The sequence below is a fragment of the Bacteroides fragilis NCTC 9343 genome (assembly GCF_000025985.1).
Lineage (GTDB): Bacteria > Bacteroidota > Bacteroidia > Bacteroidales > Bacteroidaceae > Bacteroides > Bacteroides fragilis.
The window spans coordinates 5023677-5045747 of record NC_003228.3 but is presented as its reverse complement, the minus strand read 5'-3'; the positions used below and the strand labels follow the sequence as shown (position 1 = coordinate 5045747).

10 protein-coding genes are annotated in these 22071 nt (G+C 46.3%); 1 reads left to right on the top strand and 9 read right to left on the bottom strand.

What is annotated here, in order from left to right:
• Positions 1-4 precede the first annotated feature (4 nt).
• Together BF9343_RS20705 and BF9343_RS20700 are read right to left on the bottom strand one after the other, a co-directional pair.
• Positions 5-2494 (bottom strand): glycoside hydrolase family 95 protein, encoded by a 2490-nt coding sequence (locus BF9343_RS20705; protein ID WP_005791960.1) that lies wholly within the window; start codon positions 2492-2494, stop codon positions 5-7.
• A gap of 89 nt (positions 2495-2583) precedes the next feature.
• Positions 2584-5631 carry a glycoside hydrolase domain-containing protein gene (locus tag BF9343_RS20700; RefSeq protein ID WP_010993783.1) on the bottom strand — a complete coding sequence of 1016 codons (3048 nt, stop codon included), beginning with the start codon at positions 5629-5631 and terminating at the stop codon, positions 2584-2586.
• Between the two features lie 37 nt (positions 5632-5668).
• Between BF9343_RS20700 and BF9343_RS20695 the strand changes: the two genes are divergently transcribed.
• Entirely contained in the window at positions 5669-5974 is a 306-nt protein-coding gene (locus tag BF9343_RS20695) for a hypothetical protein (RefSeq protein WP_010993782.1), read from the top strand.
• Positions 5975-6275: 301 nt separating this feature from the next.
• Here the strand turns inward: BF9343_RS20695 and BF9343_RS20690 are convergent, their stop codons facing one another.
• The 7 genes from BF9343_RS20690 to BF9343_RS20660 form a co-directional block, all read right to left on the bottom strand.
• Entirely contained in the window at positions 6276-7403 is a 1128-nt protein-coding gene (locus tag BF9343_RS20690) for an acyltransferase family protein (RefSeq protein WP_005797382.1), read from the bottom strand.
• 12 nt (positions 7404-7415) lie between these two features.
• Positions 7416-9233 carry a right-handed parallel beta-helix repeat-containing protein gene (locus BF9343_RS20685; RefSeq protein WP_010993781.1) on the bottom strand — a complete coding sequence of 606 codons (1818 nt, stop codon included), beginning with the start codon at positions 9231-9233 and terminating at the stop codon, positions 7416-7418.
• Between the two features lie 228 nt (positions 9234-9461).
• Complete coding sequence (locus BF9343_RS20680; RefSeq protein WP_005791963.1) at positions 9462-9941, bottom strand: DUF5018-related domain-containing protein; 480 nt, start codon at positions 9939-9941, stop codon at positions 9462-9464.
• 42 nt (positions 9942-9983) lie between these two features.
• On the bottom strand, positions 9984-11837 hold the full coding sequence (locus tag BF9343_RS20675; RefSeq protein WP_041926286.1) for a RagB/SusD family nutrient uptake outer membrane protein: 1854 nt from the start codon (positions 11835-11837) through the stop codon (positions 9984-9986).
• 29 nt (positions 11838-11866) lie between these two features.
• The gene (locus tag BF9343_RS20670) at positions 11867-15022 is read right to left on the bottom strand and encodes a SusC/RagA family TonB-linked outer membrane protein (protein WP_041926285.1); all 3156 of its coding nucleotides are present in this window, start codon (positions 15020-15022) and stop codon (positions 11867-11869) included.
• 1057 nt (positions 15023-16079) lie between these two features.
• On the bottom strand, positions 16080-18080 hold the full coding sequence (locus BF9343_RS20665) for a RagB/SusD family nutrient uptake outer membrane protein (protein ID WP_005797392.1): 2001 nt from the start codon (positions 18078-18080) through the stop codon (positions 16080-16082).
• Positions 18081-18092: 12 nt separating this feature from the next.
• Positions 18093-21371, bottom strand: coding sequence for a SusC/RagA family TonB-linked outer membrane protein (locus BF9343_RS20660; protein WP_041926284.1), 3279 nt, complete (start codon positions 21369-21371; stop codon positions 18093-18095).
• Between the last annotated feature and the right edge of the window lie 700 nt (positions 21372-22071).

The following is a 22071-nucleotide window of genomic DNA, read 5'->3' as shown; positions in this document are numbered from 1 at the left end:
AGTATTATTTGATAACCAGTCGGTCTGCATCTAAAGCCAATTTATAAACTTTTCCTTTACTTGTTTTGAAAGAGAGAGTTTTATCTCCGTATCTCACCGTACAAGGTTCGCCTGCTTTTGAGAAGATGGTTGCTTCTGCAAGCTGTCCGTTTTTCCATGACAAGTCTACCTCAAAGTTCCCTTTGGCGCAGATTCCACTGATGCTTCCGTCTTTCCAGGCATCCGGAAGTGCGGGCAATAGTTGGATGAAGCCCATGTGACTTTGCAGCAGCATCTCTGTGATACCGGCGGTACCTCCAAAGTTTCCGTCGATCTGGAAAGGCGGGTGAGTATCCCACAGATTGTCCAGTGTACCGTTTTTCAGCAGATTACCGAAAAGTTTGTAGGCGTGGTTACCGTCTTGCAGACGTGCCCATTGGTTAAGTTTCCATCCCATACTCCATCCGGTTGCTCCGTCGCCGCGATGCTCAAGTACCACTCTGGCAGCTTTGGCAAGGTCGGGTGTGGTGATGGGTGAGAGCGTATGTCCCGGGTGCAGTCCGAAGAGGTGGTTGACGTGGCGGTGCTCGTCTTTCGGGTCATCGATGTCTTTCGACCATTCCATCAGCTGACCGTAGCGGCCCACTTTGTAGGGAGCCAGATGTGTCAGCACTTCTTGCCATTGTTTACGTTCCTTGCTGTCCACTCCGAGTACTTTGCTTGCTTCAATGGCATCCTGCAGAATTTCGCGGATTACGGCGTGAACGAAAGTGGTTCCTTCGTCAATCGGTCCGTGTTCGGGTGAGGTAGACGGAGCTGCGGTGTAAGTTCCATCCGGTTTGCGCCATAAAAAGTCTGTGGCAAACTGGGCGCTGCTTTTGATCAGGTCGTATCCGGTCTCTTTCAGGAATTTCTTGTCGCGGGTGTAATCATAATACTCCCAGACATGCGTTGCCAACCAGGGGCCTGCCATTGGATTGAAGTTCCAGGCCATTTCTTCACTTTCAAGCGGCGTGGTGAATCCAAAGATATTGGCTGAGATCGATGCTGTCCATCCTCTTGTTCCGAAGTAAGCCTGCGCTGTTTTCTGTCCCGGTTTTACCAGCGTACGGATAAAGTCGATCAGCGGCAATGTACATTCGTAGAGGTTGGTCGAGCAAGCCGGCCAGTAGTTCATCTGTATGTTGATGTTGTTATGGTAGTCCACTCTCCACGGACCGTCTACGTTGTTGTGCCAGATGCCTTGCAGGTTGGCAGGCATGTTACCCGGTCTTGAGCTGGCTATGAGCAGATAACGTCCGAACTGATAATAGAGTTCTTCCAGATAAAAGTCCGGTTGTCCTTTCCGGTAGTTTTGCAAGCGTTTGCCGGTGGGCAGGTTGGCGCTTTGTGCGTCCGGGTTCAGTTGTAGTTTTACCCGGTTGAACAGAGCGGCGTAGTCGTCGTAATGCTGTTTGAAGAGTACATCATATCCCATGGCTACGGCATTGTCCATCCATTGACGGGTGGTTTCGGCAGGATTTACTCCCACATATGCTTTAGGGTCTTTGAAGTCCGGGTCGAAATTGATCTTATAATCGGTATCCGCAGTGACAAGGAATACTACTTCGTCAGCGTCTTTTACGGTGATTTTTCCATTTGCGTTCGATAGTGTTCCGCCTTTGGCAATGGCATGAATGCGCACTACATATTGCATGCCGTTATTGTCGAGGTGGGCAGTGTATGCGAGGCCGTTGGCACCGTCTGCCGACATGCTTCCTGTCGATACCGGATTGGGGGAGTAACTGAAAGTAAGGTTCTGCTTGCCCGGCCGGTCGGCTTTGAAGCGGATTGCCATCACGTTGGCAGGATAGGAAATGAAGTAATCGCGTTCGTAGGCTACATCATCTTTCTTGAATTGTACAACGGCCAATGCCGAATCCAAAGAGAGAATACGTTTATAGTCACTCATGTTCACTGTACTGAGTCCGGTTTCTATATAAAACTCTCCCATTGTGGTGAAGTTACCAAAACGGAAAGGTTTTTCTCGGTTCGACTCATAAGGTACTTCGCTGTTAAAGTTCTTGCGTGTCAGCATTTCGGCCTTTTTCTGGTCTCCGTCGGTAAAGGCCTGGCGTATTTCTTTCAGTACATGTGCCGACTGTTTGTTTACATTCCAGTAGGCATCGGCTCCTCTCGAAGTATTAGGTCCTCCTCTCCAGAGAGTTTTCTCGTTAAAGGTGATGCGTTCCGCTTCTATCGAGCCCATGATGTTGGCTCCGATGCTTCCGTTTCCAATGGGCAATGATTGCGACTCCCAGTTGGCATCGGGGTTCCGGGCAGTGTCTCCTGCACTCTCCGGTTTGCTTTCTCCTTTCCAGAGATCGGGGCGGCTGCCATACCAGATGGCTCTGCCTTGTAGTGTATTCGGTGTGTCGAACCAGATGGAGAGCCCTTGCGTGTAGTCGGTGGCATGGACATGCGCCGCCGGCAAGGCAAACAGGGCGGTGAGGAGAAGTGAATAAAGTTTCTTCATGTTTGGGTGTTATTAGAGTTAGTATTGGTTTGTCATAGTCTGCACAAAGATAAAGAAAAACCTTGAATCTTGTGCAGACTACGTGACGTTTACTCGGAGGTAAGATAAATTATCCAACCTTTCCGGGGGGCTGTCACTATCGGTGTGTCTACATTCCATTCATGCGCCTGTTGCATGTCCGGTATTTCGGGTGCTGTCAGCTTTGCCTTTTGTGGGTTCAGGCCGATCTGTTTCCAGTCTATATTCAGTTTTACGGTTTTCACTTCATCCGAATAATTACCTAAAGACAGCAGTACTTTCTCCGGTTTGCGATAGACAGTGACTTTGACAGCTTCGTCCGATGTGCTTACAGCCGGATGTTCTTCCCAGAACCCGAGCATGGTGGCTTCCGCAATGCCGAATGAATCCCATATCTTCCATACCTGGCGCGGATCGCAGTTGACTCCTTCGGTGTACCATGGATAACGGACGGTCATTCCATATTGCATCCCCAACCATGCGTTCCCACCTCTGTACAGCATGTCGCCACTCAGTCCGAAAGGAATGCCCGATGACTCGACCAGCCAGTTGGCCGGTGTCATTTTATCATAAAGGAAGCTTTCGCCGAACCACAGCTTATCTACATACGGGAAAAACTCCGTATATTGATTGGCGGGTCCCCTTGAGAATCCCGTATTCGAGTGTAAATCGATGAGGCATCCCGGCTTAACGCTTTCCATAGCCCGGCGCATTCGTTTCAGGATACGGCGGTCGAAGGAAACGTCGTCCAGATAGATACCGTCGATGTCCATGTTCTGCACCATCCAGCGCAATCCTTCTATATAATAGTTGTACCATCGGGAGTCTCCTTCGGCTGTCAGGATAGATGCATCGGCAGTGATACCCTGCTTGTCAGCATTGTCAAAGTGTTCGTACCATTGCGGTGTGTAGTTCGTCACGAAGTGCTCGCGGCACCATGGGAATCCCCCGCCGTTTCCGCCTCTCAGGATTTCGTTTCCCAGGCTGCGGATGGCCCATATCTCGGCGGTGGCATTACTCAGTTCGCGCAGCGTATAGTATATCTTTATTTTACATCCCCGGGCATGCCACTCTTTGGTGAACTCTTTCATTTTGTCTACCGTCAGGAAGGGGTAGTTGATAAACGGATTGTAGTCATTGCCTTGATGGACATTGATGATGCGTACTCCTGCTTCGATGTCGGCTTGTGAAGGTGTGGGTTTGGGGCCATTGTGGTAATAGCGGTCTGTAAACTGGCTTTTCATATCCAGCATTTTCACCGGAGTGATGATCATGGCAAAATCAAATGTAATGGAACTGCCCGCTTCGAGCATGCGCTCTCCGCTGTATGCCACAGCTTTCACTCCGTCTGCCTCTTTCCGTATGGCGAATCCGCCTTTACCCCCGTTGAACCAGCTTTCCGGATAGGCCGGACGGTACAGATTCAATAGCGGACCGCTGTAGGTGCTTCCCCTGAATTCGCAGTGGATACCTGCATGCTCGTTCCCGATCCAGAAACTGTCGAACGGCCACAGCCATTGTTGCTCTTTGGAGGTGGGGATGGACACTCCGAAGTTGTTCACCGTTTTCTCGGGGGCATCCCATTTACCGTCATACTGTTGAGGAGTAGGTTGCCCCGGAAGCCCCATGCCCAGAAAATAAGTTCCTATTTCATTCCTGACCGGCAATACCAGACGGACGTCTTTCACCTGTATCTGCTTTTTTGGGGTGATGGTATATATGTAGTTTATCCATCCGTCGAACTCCATGATTGCTTTGCAGCTGACTGTCATATCTTCGTCTTCGGCTTTCCAGTTGCCTGCTACATGGCCTTCTGTCCGCTCCGTCAGTTCGGGGACAGCTTTCAGGCTTTTCACTCCACCGGCGGTTTGGATGACAAACTCTATGGGACTGCTCAGCACGTCGTTGTTCCATGAACGGATTTGTGCGGGCAGTCCTGTGCCTTCGTCTATCGTTATGCTACGCCCGAGACAACCGATACGGTTCTCGTTCACAGTCATGGCTGTGTAGGGTGCGGTAGGTGTATCGGCTATGCCCAATGTCGAGTTAAGCCATCTCAGGCGGCTGCATCTCCATAATTCACTGTCACCTCTGTCGGGCAATGCCTTTCCCGCAATCCGTATACTCAAGGGGATCGAGCTTTGTGCTCCGTCGGCATCGCTGAGGGTGATGGTGCCTGTATAGATACCTTCCTTCTGCCCGTCGGGTATATCTATTCCGAACCAGAGAGCCTGTACCTCTCCTTTGGGGACGTTTACTTCTTTTTTGAACGCTTTTCCGTAAGGATCGGTACCTTCGACATTAAAACAGGTAATGGCTGTTGCCGGTATTATTTCCCGGCCGCACTTCAGGGAAGAAGCCCGGTAAGCAATCTTGTCTGCTTGGTTCACGGCTGCCCAAAGCCCGATCTGGAAAGTATAGTATTCATTGGGGGCTGCTTCTCCCCGAAACAGTTTTCCCTGTTTGTCTGCCAGCCATTTGGTGGGGAGGTTGCTGCGCATCCGGATGGGGAACCTGCGATCTTCGGCAAAGAGGTAGAGGGAGGCTTTGTGCCGGTTGATGTAGTTCTCTTTCTCCCGGGCCGTTGCGGCAACTTCCATCGGGTAAAAACTGTCGAAAGCCTGCCGCGACTCTACTCTGACCACTTTGGCCCGAGTGCTTTTCAGGGTTGACACGCCTTGAGCCTGCCAAGCTGCATCCGGTTCGTTTTCTTTCGGAAGGTATCCGCCACTGTAGAATCCGTATCCCTTTTGCACTTGGTAGGGGAGGTAGTAGAAGTAGTAAGTGCCTTTTTGTTCCACTGGACCGAACTGCAAACGGCAGTGTTCGTCGTTCACCTCTATCCGGCGGATATTCCGGATGGTATCTCCCGTTGCAGCGTGGATGATAAGAAATCGTCTGTGTCCTGCATCTTTGTCCGGACGCCGCCATTGGAAGTCGAGGTTCGCGATTTGTGCCGGCTTTTCTATTTGCAGTACCGCCCGATGATTTCCGAAAGATTCCTCCCAGGGTTCGGAAGGAACACCGTACGGATAGTTTTGTGGCTTTTGGGCTGCGACCGACCCTGTGCCTCCTACTGTAAGCAGCAGGCATGTGAGTGATAGTACATGTAGTCTCATACTTATAAAAAATATCTGTTAAACGTTCTATTTTATTATGCGTGTTCCCCTTCCCGGGATCTCCCGTGAGCAAAGTGTCACTTTGATTATCGGACCTCCTCAGAATCGTTTCTTTCGGACCGACTGGCAGTCCGGGCGAAAAAAACGCGCCCTGCGTGTAAAGTCCGATATCACATTTCCCATCTTTGAGCTTGTTTGCTTTTACTTTGAAGGTGGAATGACGGTTCTGCCGGTAAATGGCTCCTTTCCCGGTCTCCTTCCTGCTTTTCTGTCAGTGTACAACGCTTTGTCTGCAATGGTCAACGGGAGGAAAAATTCTTCCGCCAAGACCCGTTTCGGATAGCAATAGGAGATATTCCGGACAACAATAGGAGATATTTCCGGAACATAAGGACATTTTAGGAAAATGCTTACTTCTTTCCGGGTAAATGCTTACTCCTTTCGGAGTAAATACTTACTTCTTTTTCCGAAAAGCAAGGCTCTTTTACCCCCGGAGCCCGACTTTTCACTGCCGAAAGCTGCCGTTCGGCTCTTTTTTCTCCTGAAGCATCCGAAATGAATAGGAGCTCTGTTAGCGAAAAGTGCTATTCGGTTTCTTTTTGCGCTATGATTCTGCAGATGGCTGACACTTCCAATCTTTCCACTCAGATCTTCAGGAATATCTTCTGCCTGTACATGATCCGTAAGATAAGGAATACAATCAGATAGTTGGCAAAGCTTAACCACACCTGATAATAACCACCTAGGTATTGCTCCAGTCCGTAACTGACGGATGCTGCTATGCAACGGAAGTTAATGACCTCTCCCAAGATATAAGCCGTAATGGAGTTCATGCCGTATATTTTCAACCAGTTCAGCCCGCGGCTGTGTCCTTTGTAGTCTATCCGGTAGTAGAATGCACCCATCAGCAGGAAGCAAAGTCCGCCGGAAAAAAGCGTCATGCTGCTTGTCCACAACCGTTTGATGATGGGCATTTGCAGGCTCCATATCAGCGAGAAGGCTATCAGGGATATGCCGATTATCAGCAAGGTCTGTACCACTTTCCGGCGATTATCCTTGCCTGCTTTCATTATCTTTCCGGCAAAAGCTCCCAGCATCACGGTAGCCCCGAAAGTGAGGCTGCTCCAGATCCAGGTGTAGTTGTAGTGAGCAGAGAAGCTCCAACTGCCGTCTTCATTCCAGAACACTCCGTCGCGGAAATGCCCCAGTACCAGCCTGTCCACCTTCTCGGCAAAGTTTCCTTCCGGAGTGAAGTCGCCCAGGAAGGTCATCGGTATCCAGTAGATCAGTAATAGCAGGGCTGTGACGATCAGCTGCCAGCGGAAGTTGCAATGCAACTGTATGATGGCGGCAATCAGATAGCCTGTGGCAATGGCTTGAAGGGTGTTGGAGTATAAATACAGATGTTTCGGGTCGAGGCCCAGCAGATTGCCCTGTACAATCATTCCGAAGATGAACAGAAGGATGAAGCGTTTGATGATTTTGCGGTAAACGGGTCCTTTGTCCGGATTGTCTTTAAACTTGGAGAACGAGAACGGCATGGAGGCTCCTGTCATGAAGAGGAAAAGAGGCATTACCAGATCCCAGAAACGGAACCCCTCCCATACTTCATGATCGAACTGGAAAAGAATACTGTTCAGCCATGGGAGGTTGAGCTGATGTGCCAATGTCCACAATACCGGCTGGAAGAAGACCAACAGGAAAAGGTCGAAACCGCGCAGGATGTCCAGTGAGGCCAGGCGGGGAGCAGGGGTTGATGAAGGCTTTTTCATAAGCGTAAGGGATTATTTGATCGTTGTTTTCAGGTCTTTTCTTTTCATATTCTCTGTTTTTATACTCTGCCGGGGAGTCTCTCCTTCGAATACGGTGCCTTCTATCACTGCCTTCTTGCAGCCGTTCAGATAGAAAACGTACGGATTGCCGGATACGGCAGGAAAAGTTTCCGTGCGGACGATGGTGTTGTTCCTGAACAAGAGTCCTGCCGTACTCTTGGCGTAGAGCACCGGGTAGTCGAATGTTCTGAACGTGTTATCCTCTATGCGGATGTTCTGGTGTACCGGGCGTTCGGCATCGATGATTTTGTTGGAAGGATGTATGGCGATCACAGCATGGCCGGGGCCTCCATTATAGGCACAGTCTATAAAGGTATTGCCTTTGATCAATACATCTTTGACCGGTCCCGATTCGTACCAGCCTTCGGCGTCGGCCTCAATCAGTATGGCGCTCATGCCCGTCTTGTAATACGTATTGTTCTCTATCACCACCTTTCTTGGAGTGGTGACCAGAGTTCCTCTTGTACTGGTTCGTGTGAAGTAGCAGTTACGTATTTCCACTTCGGGGGTACAGGTCATGTTCTCTACGCAATCGTGATTGAGCTCCAGGCTTGTCGGAATGTCCCGGTCGAAACGTACTTCCACTATTCTGTCCGATATTCGCCTTACGTCCCTGACCGTTGCCGAGGCAAAGCGTTCCATGGTGGCTGCCCGGACAAAGGCGACGGTATCTCCCTTGAAGTAAGCGTTGAATCCATAGCTCTGTCCGTGCATGAAGCGTAACTTCAGGGTTTGCGCATCTATTTTCTCAAGGGCGCGCAGGTTGGTTCCGTGCACATTGACCGGATCGTCTTGTGCTCCGGCAAAATAACAACTGTCTATGATTACTTTTCCTTTACATCCCGAAAAGTGCATCATATCCGCTGAGGCTGCCAATAACCTGCCGCTATCGGGGCGGGGAGCACACTTGACTCTGTCCATCGTTATGTTTTCGGTATACTGGCTGACGATGCCCAACCCGTGCATGTAGTGCATCTGTAGCCTGCTCAGCGTGATGTTTTTGCTTTCAAGAATGAAAAGCCCCACCTGGTCGCGGATAATATCGCGGACGGTCAGTGTGTTTCCTGCTTTGGGCATAAATTCCGCCGGGGTATTGAAGCGGACGATGCCCGGAGCAATCTCTCTGGCATCGGATGCCGACAGTGTATTCCACCCCTGGCTGTAGGTGAAAGATTCCGTATCCGGGTCGTACTCGATGCAGTGATTCCTGTTGGAACGCCATCCCTCGCCATACAGCCGGATCTTTCCGTTCACAATCTCATAACGCGTATCGCGGTGCAGGGTTACTTCAGTTTCTCCTCCGGTCACTTTCCGGTATTGAATCTCAGATCCTGCAGGACGTTCAAAGTCGATGTGCAGGTTGTTTATTCTCACCCCGTTGCAATGTTCCAGGGCGATGGTCGTCATTTTCCCATGATACATCAGGGTGGCTCCGTTTCCTTCGATGGTCAGGTCATCGATTTCATGGAGCATCAGTCCCACGGTCTTTACTTTTGAGGGACATTCCTGTTCGGTGGATGTATTCGATATGTAGTATTCTTTGCGGATGGCTCCTTCGGGCCAGATGTCATAGCGGCCTTCGGGCAGCGATAGCACTTTGGCTCCCGTGCGTTTACATTCGTCGATGGCAGCCTGTATTTGTGTAACACAGTTCTCGTACGAGTAGGGGACTGCTCCGAAGTCGGTGACGTAGACAGTATCTTTCTGCTGTGCATGGGCGGCAGCGTAAAATAAAAAGCAGGCGGGTAGGATGTGCAGATACTTTTTCATGGTATGTAGTCTCTTGCTTTAAATGTATTATTGAATAAGATGAATTGGGTATCCAAAGGTATATGATTTTTTTGTATTAGTGGATCACTTGAGGCTAAATAGAAGCCGCCGGGTTACTATTTATTTCCATAAATATGTTTACCCGACGGCTTCAGAGAACATCTGATAATTAAGCAATACTTACCTATTGAATCTGTGACTTCTACGAGTCATAATCGAGTGGGGGACTTATTTATTCAGAGTAACTTTCACTGTCCAGATTTTCTTTGTACCGTCGGCAGCCATTACGCTGTATTTATGCTCCCGGGTCCAATCGGCAGGAACACCGAATTTGGGTGAACCGTCCAATGGGGTGACGCGGGCGGCGGTAGATACATTGACGTAAACCACGAGGTTACTCAATGACACTTTAGCGCGTTCGGCCTCTGTGAATTTGCCCCCTGCGGCAGGAATTGTAAATACGGCAGTGGCTACACCGTGCTCCGAGTCGATATTGTTTGTACGGTCCAGCTCTTTTTCGGCTACAATGTTTTCTCCCGTGATGGCATCCTTATCACCGGAGTAGAAGCGGTGATAAGCACCTACTTTGGTTATTTCCGCCTCTTCGTAGGCGGGCAGATCTTCTTTACTGCAAGAACTGATGATGGGAACACACATCAGCAGCAGTAACATAAACCATTTAGTATCTGATAATTTGATTCTCTTCATATTATTTTCTTCTTAATTTATTTAATGAATGAACTGTTAGGTTTACCATCCCGGGTTCTGGTCGCTGTCATTGATGGCGGAGTTGGCATTGATGATGCTTTGTGTGATCGGGAACAGGTAGCGTTTCTTGGAGAATGTACGGTCGGCATTGGTATATCCTACAGTACCTACAAACATGCGATGTCTGTCTTGGCTGATCTCAACAAAGGTGGCCGGTGAACTCAATTCCGGAATGATGTCTCCTGCGGGTTTCCCGTGATTGGCTTCGCCGCCGTACATGCCCCAGCGTAACAGACTCCAGTAGTAATCGCCTTCCAGAGCCAGATCTACGTGACGTTCAATCTTATAATCGTGCCATGCGTCGGCCAGTGAAGTGGCGATGGAAGGAGGCAGATTGCCGTGAGTGGTACGTGTCCGGTTGAATGTGGCTACCGCACTGCTCACTTTGGAGGCATCGTATTGGGCAAGTCCGAGTAAGGCTTCGGCCTTATTCAACAATGCACGTCCATAGCGGAAGATGACATAATGGTAGTCGGTCGGATTGTTCCAGAAGATGCGTTCGGCATTGACATAGATATATTTGCGCCAGATGTAGTTCGTTATGGGGATGTATCCGTTGCCCGGTGTCTTACCGTCTACGGCTGTCCTATGCAGGTTTCCGCCCTTATGAAGAGTGATCAGCTCATTGTAGAACATGCACGAATCATACTGGATGGAGTGATAGAAGCGTTGGTCACGGTTCTTGTACATAAAGTCATTGATCTGCACGTCCGGAGCGTTGCTGTTTGTCTGATATGCCAGGCTGTTGTCATCCAGCTCCTTGGCATCTACAGCCATGTCGGCTACGTCGGCATTGGATAATGGTGTCGTGTTGTTCACGAACTGGGTCGACTCATTCCATTTCACTCCTTGGTTGGTAATCTGGTCTATTACTAAATAATCGTCCACCAGATTCTGGGAAGGTGAGTGTTGCAGCCAGCATTCAAACACCAGGTCCTGATTGAAGAACGGACGTCCTCCGTAGTCTTCCAGGCGTTTGTTGCTCTGGTTGGGAAGCATCTCCTGCATAAGTGTACCTGCACCGTTGGTGTTATCCTTGCTGTAATATTGTGCCAGAATGATTTCGGGAGATGTCCTGGCACCATCCTGGTTGAACATACTGCCGTAATTGCTGTCCAGTGTGTATCCTTGTATACCGTCTACTGCAGCTACGGCCTGTTCGAAGAGTGACTTCTTGCGGGTGTCGTCTGTGCTGTAGGCAGCAGCTGTCAGGCATACTTCTGATTTCAGCGCACGGGCTGCATTGGCATTGATACGCCCTTGCAGGGAGGTTTCGGGCAGTCCTGCGATGGCATCATCTATATCTTTCAGGATCAGGTCGTACGTTTTGTCGATAGATTCTGTGAGCGGTAAGTTGAATTCATCCGTTTCAGCCAATACATGGTCTACCCAGATCACACGTCCGCAATGCTTGGCAATATAATAATAGGTCATTGCACGCAGCATCTTTCCTTCGGCTACCAATGCTTTTTTATCTGCATCGGACAAACCTGTAGATGCTTGCGATTTTTCGATGATCAGGTTACATCGGCGGATGGTGCCGAACTGGTTGAATCCCCATGACCAGTCACGGTTCATAAGATCTCTGGCTTCATTCGGGCAGTTCTGGCGCATGACCGAATTCAAGGTCCATTGCTCCTCCGTGCGGATATCGTGATAGAAGGGGAGGACATTGTTGTAGGTTTGCAATACAAAAGCGTCCGCTGTCGATTTTAGGCTCCAGACGAGGTCTTCCGAATAAGATTCCATAGGCTTCGTATCCAGGAAGTGTTCACAGCTCTGGAGTGTCAGTGCTGCGCAAAAGAGCGCAGGAGTGATGTATTTTATGAATTTCATATATTGTCTTCTTTTTAAGTTCATACTATTTAGAATCCTACGTTGACACTGATGGAGTATACTCTTGAAACCGGATAGGTGTAGAGGTTGCCGTCGCCGATTTCCGGGTCGATGTCGAACTTATTCGCTTTGCTGAAAGTCAGTAAGTTATAACCATTCAGAGAAACGTTGCATTTATTCATCCATGCCACTCTTTTGAGTAGTTTATGTTTGAAGTCGTAGCCGATGGATAATGTCTTCAGGCGAAGATAGCCTGTGTTGATCAGCCAGAAGTCTGAGCTGCCGTAGTTGTTACTGCCGTTGTAGCTTGCCGTACTTCTCAAACGTGGATAGCGGGCTCCCGTATTATTCGGAGTCCATACGTCGGTCTGGAAGTCATAGATAACAGGAGGATAACCGCTGCCGCTTTGGCTTCCCTGAATCATACCGCCCATATAAAGGTCGGCCGGAGTAGCTCCCTGCCACAGCATGTTCATGAACCAGCCTTTGTAGTTCAAGTCGGCACTGAAGCCGTATTGGCCGCGGGGCATACTGTTTTTGCCGATGCGGTGCTGGTCGGAACCGTCAATGATACCGTCGCCGTTGAAGTCATTGTATTTCAGGTCGCCTGCACCTAAGTTGACGGAACTCTGACGTTTGGGTGAGTTCATGATGTCTTCCTGATTCTGATAATAACCCAGGCAGTCGTATCCGATACCCCAATATCCTTTGGCTTGTGTAGTACGTTTGTATGGGTTCTTGGTATCGGTTTCCGCTTCGTTCGGATTGATGTTCCAGTATTGGTCGAAGTAGGTGAAATTGCCCGAAAGTGTGTATTCAAAATCACCTCTTTTCTCTTTCCATTGCAGGATGAACTCGGCACCTTGGCGGATGAACTCGCCATTTGACTTTACTTGGGGTAATGCGATGCCCAACGGGTCGGTATAAGCTACTGCCGACGGAGAGGTCAGATAACCTTTGGTGCTCTTGCGGAAATAGTCTACAGAACCCGAAAGACGGTTGTTGAGCGATCCGAAATCGAATCCGATGTTAAAGTCGCAGGTAGTATACCAGGTAATGTCTTTGCTGACCAAGGCACCTTCGGAAAATCCCGGATACCAACTTCCGTTAAGCAGGTAGCCACGGTCGTTCAGTCCGTATGATTGCAGGTAAGCATAGCGTCTGATGGCGTCTGAACCGATCTCGCCATAAGAAGCTCTTACCTTGAATTGGTCGAAAATATGACGGTCTTTTAATGTCTGCCAGAAACTTTCTTCCGAAATGACCCATGCAAGAGAGCCGGCATAGAATGTTCCCCAGCGTTTACCTCGCGGGAAATTGTCGCTACCGTCGTAACGGAGGCTGGCTTCGGCCACATATTTGCTGGCATAGTCATATCTCAGTCGGGCTACTACACCGGCACGCGCTTCTTCACCTTCCGAAGAACTGTTTTTGGCTGTAGATACAGGACCTGCACCGATCTGGTCTACGTCCAGCAAATATTCTTCGCGGGATAACGAGGCATCGTCTTTAAAGAGTTTATAGGCTTCGATACCGGCTGTGGCGCTGATTGTGTGTACCTGATTGAAAGTACGGTCATAATTGGCAAAGCCTTGTACGGTGTATGATGACCAGTTTGAATAAGACTTGCTCAGTGAAGGTTTACCGGGATCGTTGGGGTTGCCATCCCAATCGTATGCTAAAGGTGATTTTTTCCAACTTTTTGACTTGTCGTTGTTGATACGGTAGTTACCCAGTGCTTTCAATCGTAGGCCCGGTACATAAGGTACGCTCCACTCCAGTGCGAGGTTTGCTATGGCACTGAGGTTTTCGTTTTTAGTGTATCCGGCGTCGGGGGAGATCTCCATCAATGGGTTATCCGGTGTGTTGAATATTTGTCCGTTCGGATTGTATGCTATTTCCCAGGGGGCTTTATTCTGGATGTGTCCCCAGGTGTGATAATAGCTGTCTCCCGATTTGGCATTAGGCGATCTTAAGTCCGTTTTGTAAGCTTCGATGCTGGAAGTTACTTTCAAACCTATTTCTTTGAAATCTGCTACGATATTTGTGCGGAAGTTGTAGCGTTTGAAACTGTTTACATCGAACTTATAGAGTGACTTCTGATCGTAGAACCCCAAAGAGGTATATGCTTTTATCTTTTCGCTACCACCGGTGACAGTCAGGGTATGTTGCATTTCCGGTGCGAAGTTCTTCAAACAGAGTTTTTGCCAGTCCGTATTAGGATATCTGCGTGGATCTGATCCGTTGCGGAACAGTTCCAGTTCATCGTCCGTATAGGCCGGTGCCAATCCGTCATTGGTCATACTCATGTTCTTGTAGAAGGCTGCATCGTGGGCATCCAGCTTATTGGGCATATTGGCAGGTTGGCTCCAGTTATAGTTAAAGTTATAATTGACGCTCATTTTCCCTGCTTTGCCTTGCTTGGTTACTATCATTACGATACCGTTGGCAGCACGTGCTCCGTAAACGGCGGTAGAAGCGGCGTCCTTCAGGATTGTGATCTGATCGATGTCTTCAGCATTCAGATTGCGGAAATCCCGCTCTTCGGAAATCACATCGTCTATTACATAAAGCGGAGTGCCCCCTCCACGGATAGAGACACTGGAAAAGTTATTCAGACCGCCTCCGCTGGTTGTGACCAACAGACCGGGAGCACGTCCTGCCAGGCTTTGGGTGATGTTTGCCGTCGGTGCTTTGATAATGTCTTCTGTATTGACACTGGCAATGGCGGCGGTTGTTTTACGTTTAGAAGTCGTACCGTAACCTACTACGATGACTTCATCCAGCGTTTTAGTGTCTTCTTCCATCGTGATGCGTAAATCTTTGGATTTTCCGACAGCGACTTCTAAGGGCTTGTATCCGATGTAGCTGATTTCGAGTACGGCCTTGTTGGGGACATTCGGTATCATAAACTCTCCTTCCATATTGGTGATGGTACCGATAGTGCTTCCTTGTACTTTTACCGAGGCACCGATGATGGCCTCTCCGCTCTCATCGACTATTTTACCTGTTATTTTCTCTGTTTTACTCTGCTGTGTGGCTGTGACAGCATTTTTTTCATAACTGTCTGCTACGGCAATTTGTGATGTCGTGCAGAATAGCAGGAGACTGATACCTGCTATCTTCAAAAAGTTGATTTCTCGAAGGCATGTGTGCTTCGGAAATTGGCAAGTTCTTTTTGTCATACATTAAATTATTCGGTTAAACATAAAATGTGATTTGGAGGATATAGATCAGACTGTCTAATCTACATCGGTTTGAGGGGATTTTTTCAGGTTCTCATAGGCATTAGCTTTTGGTTTATAATATTAAGTCTGTTCAATAACCTTGCTGAACTATGCTGATTGCTATCTGGAAAAAATAGAGCTACATGAGATAGGTTCTTTCAGTACTTTTACCATCTGTATTAGATTGATTATTAATGGTGTACTAAACGGAGTGTAAAACGGTGAAGATGCTTGGTCGAATATTTTAATGCTTCTGAGTGGGAGGTATAATACCTATTTTCTACCTTTTACTTATATATGCATCTGAAATATAGTTGATTATTGTTTATGGGAAGAGTTGTGAACGCTATCCGCATGTTTCTTCTGCCATCTCAGTGCTAACCGGATAAATAAAAATCTTAATTCTATTAAATCTTTATTATATAAATTATGTTGGTATAAAAAAATATAGTAAAAAGTTGCGGGGATATTAACTTCTTATTATCTTTGACCCCATAATAAATACTAATAATTGCAAATGCAATGGTTAACTGGTCCTAAGAGCTATCTGTTGTCTTTTCGTATAATTCCTAAGTACTGAAAGAACTTGGAAAAAATCACAAGCTATTTTGCTAATAATTTGAAAAGGCACGGAAACACAATCGGATTCCCCCATACCCTCTCCAAGGAAGAAATATAAAAATAGAAATATTAGATTGATGGAGTCACCGGTCATGCACTTGAATGTAACTGAAAGTGGAGATGGACGGTGTGACTTTATAGTGTTTCCGATACACCATATTTTACCATCCCATTCTTGTCTCTGATAAAAGCTATAATAAGGAATAACCCAAATGGCACTTAATACCATTTAAAAACAACTTACCCAAGAATACGCTGAACTGCGTAAACTTGGGTAAGATTTTTTAGCTTAGTGAGACCTTAGGATTCGATTTCCTTTTACAGGCCTCACGTAGTAGCGATAAATCGCTTATTGAAAATAACCTATTGAAAAATGTTAGGTTTTTCTTTATCCTTAATTCGGTAATTCCAATGCTGAAGCACCATCCTCAATAGGCCATCCCGGATTCTGATAAATAGGTGAGTTGTTCACATCACCATCAGGAGATGAAAGCATGAAATCACTGAATACGATTGGATACAAGTAGCAAGCCGGTGTCCATGTATATCCATTATACATTGTATTGTTTTTTTCTGTCATTCTGTAAGGGCACAAGTTATTGCCGCTTGCAGCCTGACTTGAAACATTTGCTTGATCACCGGTTGTAATCAACCGACTTTCACCTTTATCGTCTTTATAAAGTTCAGCAGCACCGCCTCCCCACAGGTTGAATCCTTCGATAACATAATTCTTCACTTGGTCGAGCGCACGCCAACGTTTCAAATCCCACATTCGCATGCCATCTGCAATGAACTCACATCTACGTTCACGACGGATATTATACAATGTTTTATCTACCGGCTGACCAGCTGAATAAATAGCCCAGTCATCTTCTTTAGTATAATCAGTAGCAGCAATTGTTTTGTTGAAATCCGGATCTACACCTGCACGTGTACGAATTGCTTTCCAGTAACTTTCTGCGGTAGCATCCAGGTTGCTGTTCTTTTCGTAACAAGCTTCCATGTAATTCAACATAGCTTCTACACCACGGAATACAACACAGCCGTAATCAGACAAGAAGTGAGTATCACCACCGCTTCCCTGAGCTATTTCGTATGACATGGCTTTACGGATGTGGTAACCGGTTACGTTTCTTCCTTCCGGTAATTCCAGGATCTTAGGTACGTTCCATGTCGTCGGATCACTCTCTACCGGCTCTTGTTTCATTTGCAGTCTATCCAACTCCGAAGCCGAGAACAGTCTCAAACGGTAGTCTCTGTTCTGAAACTCTTTATAGATATGGTCATCTCCTTGATATTGGCTGTTCGAAGCATACCATGGCAAACCGTTCTCCATCAGGAACGTCTTGACATATCCCTTTGTAAAACCATAATTACCACCTCCACGAGAAGTGTAATAAGTAGCATTGTGGTTTACACTGAGTGCTTTATCATAAGCTTTCCAGAATACAACTTCTGACAGATCTTCCAGATTTTTAGAATTATACATTTCAAAGAACGGATTCCATCCCGAAGCTGAAGAGGTAGGATTCACCTCTTTACTGTTCACAGTCAATGTGATCTGATCTCCTACTTCTTTGGCAGCAGCCATGGCTTCTGTTAAGAAGAAGTCAATTTCTTGATTGACGTTAATGGTAAAGTCCTTCAAGTAATCTTTTTGTTTTCCCGGCCACGTATCGTCACCCGGCACACGTCCGGTACCTCTATGATATTTCAACCAGGTAGCTTCAGATAAAGCAACTCTTGACTTCACCAGTAATGCTGCGTTACGTGTCAGGCGATTTTTTCCACCTACGGGGCTGTTAGTCATCAGTTCGGCAGCCTTATCCAGGTCGCTAAGGATGAAACGTGCCACTTCGTTGCGTGGGCGACGCTTACTTGCTTCGATAAGATCTTCTTTCTTATCAGATAATACCTTAGTGAGGATAGGGAAGTCTCCAAGATTCTGTAGCTTGCTGAAATACTCCCATGCTCTGAGGAAATATATCTCGCCGATATATTGTTTAATGTTCTTTTCAACACCTTCGATTTCTCCTGCTTCCCAACGCGGGATCACGATTTCCAGGAAATAGTTCAGGTTACGGATAGTGCCGAATCCCCATGCGTCATAAGTACCTACACGCCACTGTCCCGGTTCCCAATAAGTCGTATTGGGTGATGCAGTAGCTTGATTGTCAGTGCCATTGTCTGATACGATCGGACCTCCATTATATCCACTATGAATATTGAAACTGTATGCATTGATAGCATAGGCAGCCAATTGACTTTCATTCTTAAGATATGTATCCGGAGTAACCGAATCCAACGGCTCTCTGTCCAGAAAATCTTCGCAAGAGGTCAGTAAAGACGCTCCGGCCAACAGAGATAGAGTTATATATTTGAATGTTATTTTCATAAAAAGTATCAATTAAAAGTTTACGTTAAGACCAACAGACCACACTCTTGCCAAAGGATATGCTTTTCCTGCATCACCGGTGCTACCCAGTACTTCAGGGTCGAATACCCTCATCTTTGTACCTGTCCATAAGTTATCTCCCGAAACATATACACGAAGTGAATTTACAGCAAATTTCTTTGTGATAGTGCTTGGTAAAGTATAACCCAGTTGTAAGTTCTTCAAACGAATATAAGCACCGTTCTGTACGTAACGTGACTGTGTCAGAGTATTCTTTCCACCTTCACTGCTGCCACCGCCAAAGATGACTCTCGGATAATAGGCATCTACATTCGGTCCAAATACACTTTCTGTATCTTCCGGACGGAAATAATCCATGTGGTCTTTGAAAGCAGCAGCCTGCCACATTCCTTGTCCGTTAGCTCCCCAGAAATACGGTCCTCCGACAACAACATCACGCTTGCCTACTCCTTGGAAGAAAGCACTGAAATCGAAACCTTTCCAGGATGCATCTAGTGTCAAACCATATTTAAATCGTAATTGAGTATTGGCTACCACCTTTAAGTCGCCGAGATCATTCAAAGTACCGTCTCCCGAAGAAATTTTACCATCTCCGTTCAGGTCTTTGTACATGATGTCACCGGCAGCCCACTTACTACCTAGCTGGCTTTGTCCTCCATTGGGTAATGAAGCCAGGTGTGCTTCCATTTCCGCATCTGTCTTGGCAATACCTACTGTCTCATATCCCCAAACCAGACCATCCATTCTTCCTGCATACCACTGGTTTCTATTCAGTTCTTCGTTCGGATAGCGTGTTACCTTTCTCTGGTCATCGGAAAGAACGAATTTCACTCCATAATTAAAATCTTTAATACGGTCTCTCCAAGAAACTTCCACTTCAAAACCCCATGCTTTCATATCCGCATTGTTTACCTTAGGAACCGTAGCACCCAGTGTTGCCGGTAATTGTGGAGCCGGACCAATCATATCAAGTGTATTACGAACGAAATAGTCAAATGAACCCGTCAAACGATTGTTGAGTAAACCGAAGTCAAAACCGATATTCCATGAACGAACGGTTTCCCATGTCATTTCAGCACTCACAATGCCCGGTGCAGAAGCTGTATTCGGTTTCTTTCCATTGATCAGCCAACCGCTGTTTTCAACACCTGTAGGCATTGTCTGATAGAAAGGATAGAAAGCAGTTGTGTTACAGTTACCCAATTCACCCCATGAACCTCTGATCTTGAAATTATTCACAATGTGTTCCAGATCTCTCCAGAAGGGTTCGCGAGAAACATTCCAACCGGCAGAGAATGATGGGAAGAAGCCCCAACGTTTGTCTCCGATGAAACGGGAAGATCCGTCATAGCGACCATTGATTTCCAACAAATAACGTTCTTTATAGTTATAGTTGATACGACCGAAGAAACCGGCATTTGCCCAGTGGGAGTAACCACCATTTGCTTTCTGTTCAGTAGTACCGGTATTCAATGTCGGAACATCCGGAGTGATCAACTCATCACGCTGTCCTGATAAGTTTGTCCGTTTATACAATTCGGCATTAAAACCTCCCATCACTTTAAAGTAATGATCACCGATCTGCTTGAAATAATCAGTATACAGGTTTAGAGAATAATTGTTGTCTTTCCAATAACTTTGGTTGACACGTGACATTCCCGGAGTATATCCGTCGAACCATGCCATGGCAACAGGGCTTCCCTCGCCATCGTGATAATATACAGGCAATACTTCCCACTGATTCTGATTATTGACAATCTTCATGTTACCCTCAGCATGGATCAACCAGTCTTTCAAAGGCTCAACAACCAACTGAATCTGTTGATAGAATTGATCTTTTTGAGTCACATCACGTCCACCTTCTTCCATCTGAATAATTTCACTATGATCCAGATAATATCCATTGGCGTCTTTTACCGGATTGGTCGGCCAGCGGCGAGCGATATTGTGGTAGAAATTACTCGTCAGGTAAGAGGGACGGTCATAATCCTCACGAATAAATTTGGTGTTATACATTAACTTCACATATTTAGAAAGTGTTGCGTTGATTTTACCTGAAAGGTTATAATGAGTCAGGCGGTCATCTCCATGGCGAGTCAGTCCCTTATCGCCCATGTAACCGGCTGAAACCATATAAGTCACTTTATCTGTACCTCCATTCACTGATATGTTGTGCTCATTGGATACGATGCTGTGATACTGTTCTTTAAACCAGTCTGTATTGGCCCATGCACCGGCATATTTCTTCCACTCACCGTCTTGCCAGGAAATTCCGGCAGCATCCGGTCCTGTTAAGGTTCCCTGCTGGAATGCCAGAATCTTATCCATTACATCCTGAGTGAACTTGATATTACCGTTCTGGTTGATACCGGCCTCGTTCCAATAGTTGGCAAAACTCCATGAGTCCATCATTTCCGGCATCGACATAGGAGATTTGAAACGGACATTAGTGCTATAATTAACGCTTGTGCGGCCTGCTTTACCACTCTTGGTAGTGATCAGGATAACACCAAACGGGGCACGTGAACCATAGATAGAAGATGCGGCAGCATCTTTCAATACAGAAATATTTTCGATATCGTTAGGATTAATACTGTTCATATCTCCTTCCATACCATCGATAAGGATTAAAGGAGAAGAACTGGATCCGTCACCGATCGTACCCGCACCACGGATACTGATATTCATTCCTGCATCCAATGCGCCACCGGCAGTAGGAACTGTCAAGTTCAAACCCGGAACCACACCTTGCAAAGCCTGTGATACGTTAGAGACCGGACGTGACTCAATTACCTTAGAGTCTACCATACTTACAGCGCCGGTTACGTTCACTTTTTTCTGTGAACCATAGCCCACGATAACAACTTCATCCAATACTTCGGCATCCTCTTGCATCGTAATGTTGAGAGCTGTACCTTCTGCTTTGACTGTAACGGTTTTATAACCAATGTAGGAGATTTCGAGTGTAGCGCCTTTAGGGGTGTCGATAGAGAACTTTCCTTCCAGGTCAGTAATGGCACCCATGGTAGCATTGTCTTTTACTTTGACGGATACACCGATCATGGCTTCTCCGTTCTGGTCCACTACCGTACCTGTCGTTTTCACTTTCTGCTGTTGTACGGAGGCGATTTCGTGTTTTTCGTAAGTATCGGCTGCCGCTTGCTGAGGTGTAGCACACCATAGCATAATAGAAGCAGCGATTGCCATTTTCAGGCGATTTGTTTCTCGAAACCGGATTAGGCTCGGAAACAGGTTAGTTTTTTCTGTCATACACTAAATTGTTCGGTTAAACATTCGTTTGTTAATTCTTTCAAGATTTGATTGTACAGATGGAAATGTGTTCCTCCGTATCATTTAGTTTTTTGTGTCTTTACTTTGTCATAGGCATTTCTTAAAAATTATATTTTAGTTATTTAAAGGGGGCATTTGGATTATTTTGTCATGTTTTATAATAGTGTATATATATTTCGTTTATTTGCAATATAGGTATAAATGCTATCTCAGTTCTAACTGAACTTGGATAGAAGGAATATATATGGTTGATTATCACACGAAATGTGATATGAAAAGATAGATATGCGTAAATATGCAATAGACAAATGGTTAGTTTTACGGAAAATATTACAGAAAAAAGTAATAATATAAGCGAATAATCAATTCAAAGTTTCTACCCAAAAAGATTTATTCTTTCATTTTTTTACAAGGGACACTCTATATATCAAAAATAAAATAGTAAATGTGAACCTATATTTTTTAATATTTTATTAATATCTCTTGCTTCTTATTAAAATTCGTTTTATTTTTGTCCCATATAAGGATTTAGAGGCGAATCTGTATTCCATCGGTAGTAGATGGAATTTTGAGAAAACTGATTTAGAACAAACAATATATAGGACAAAGAATAAGTCCAGTTAGAACTTAGCCGACTTTTCCGTTGAAATGTTTATCACTACTTTTATTATATCGTTTA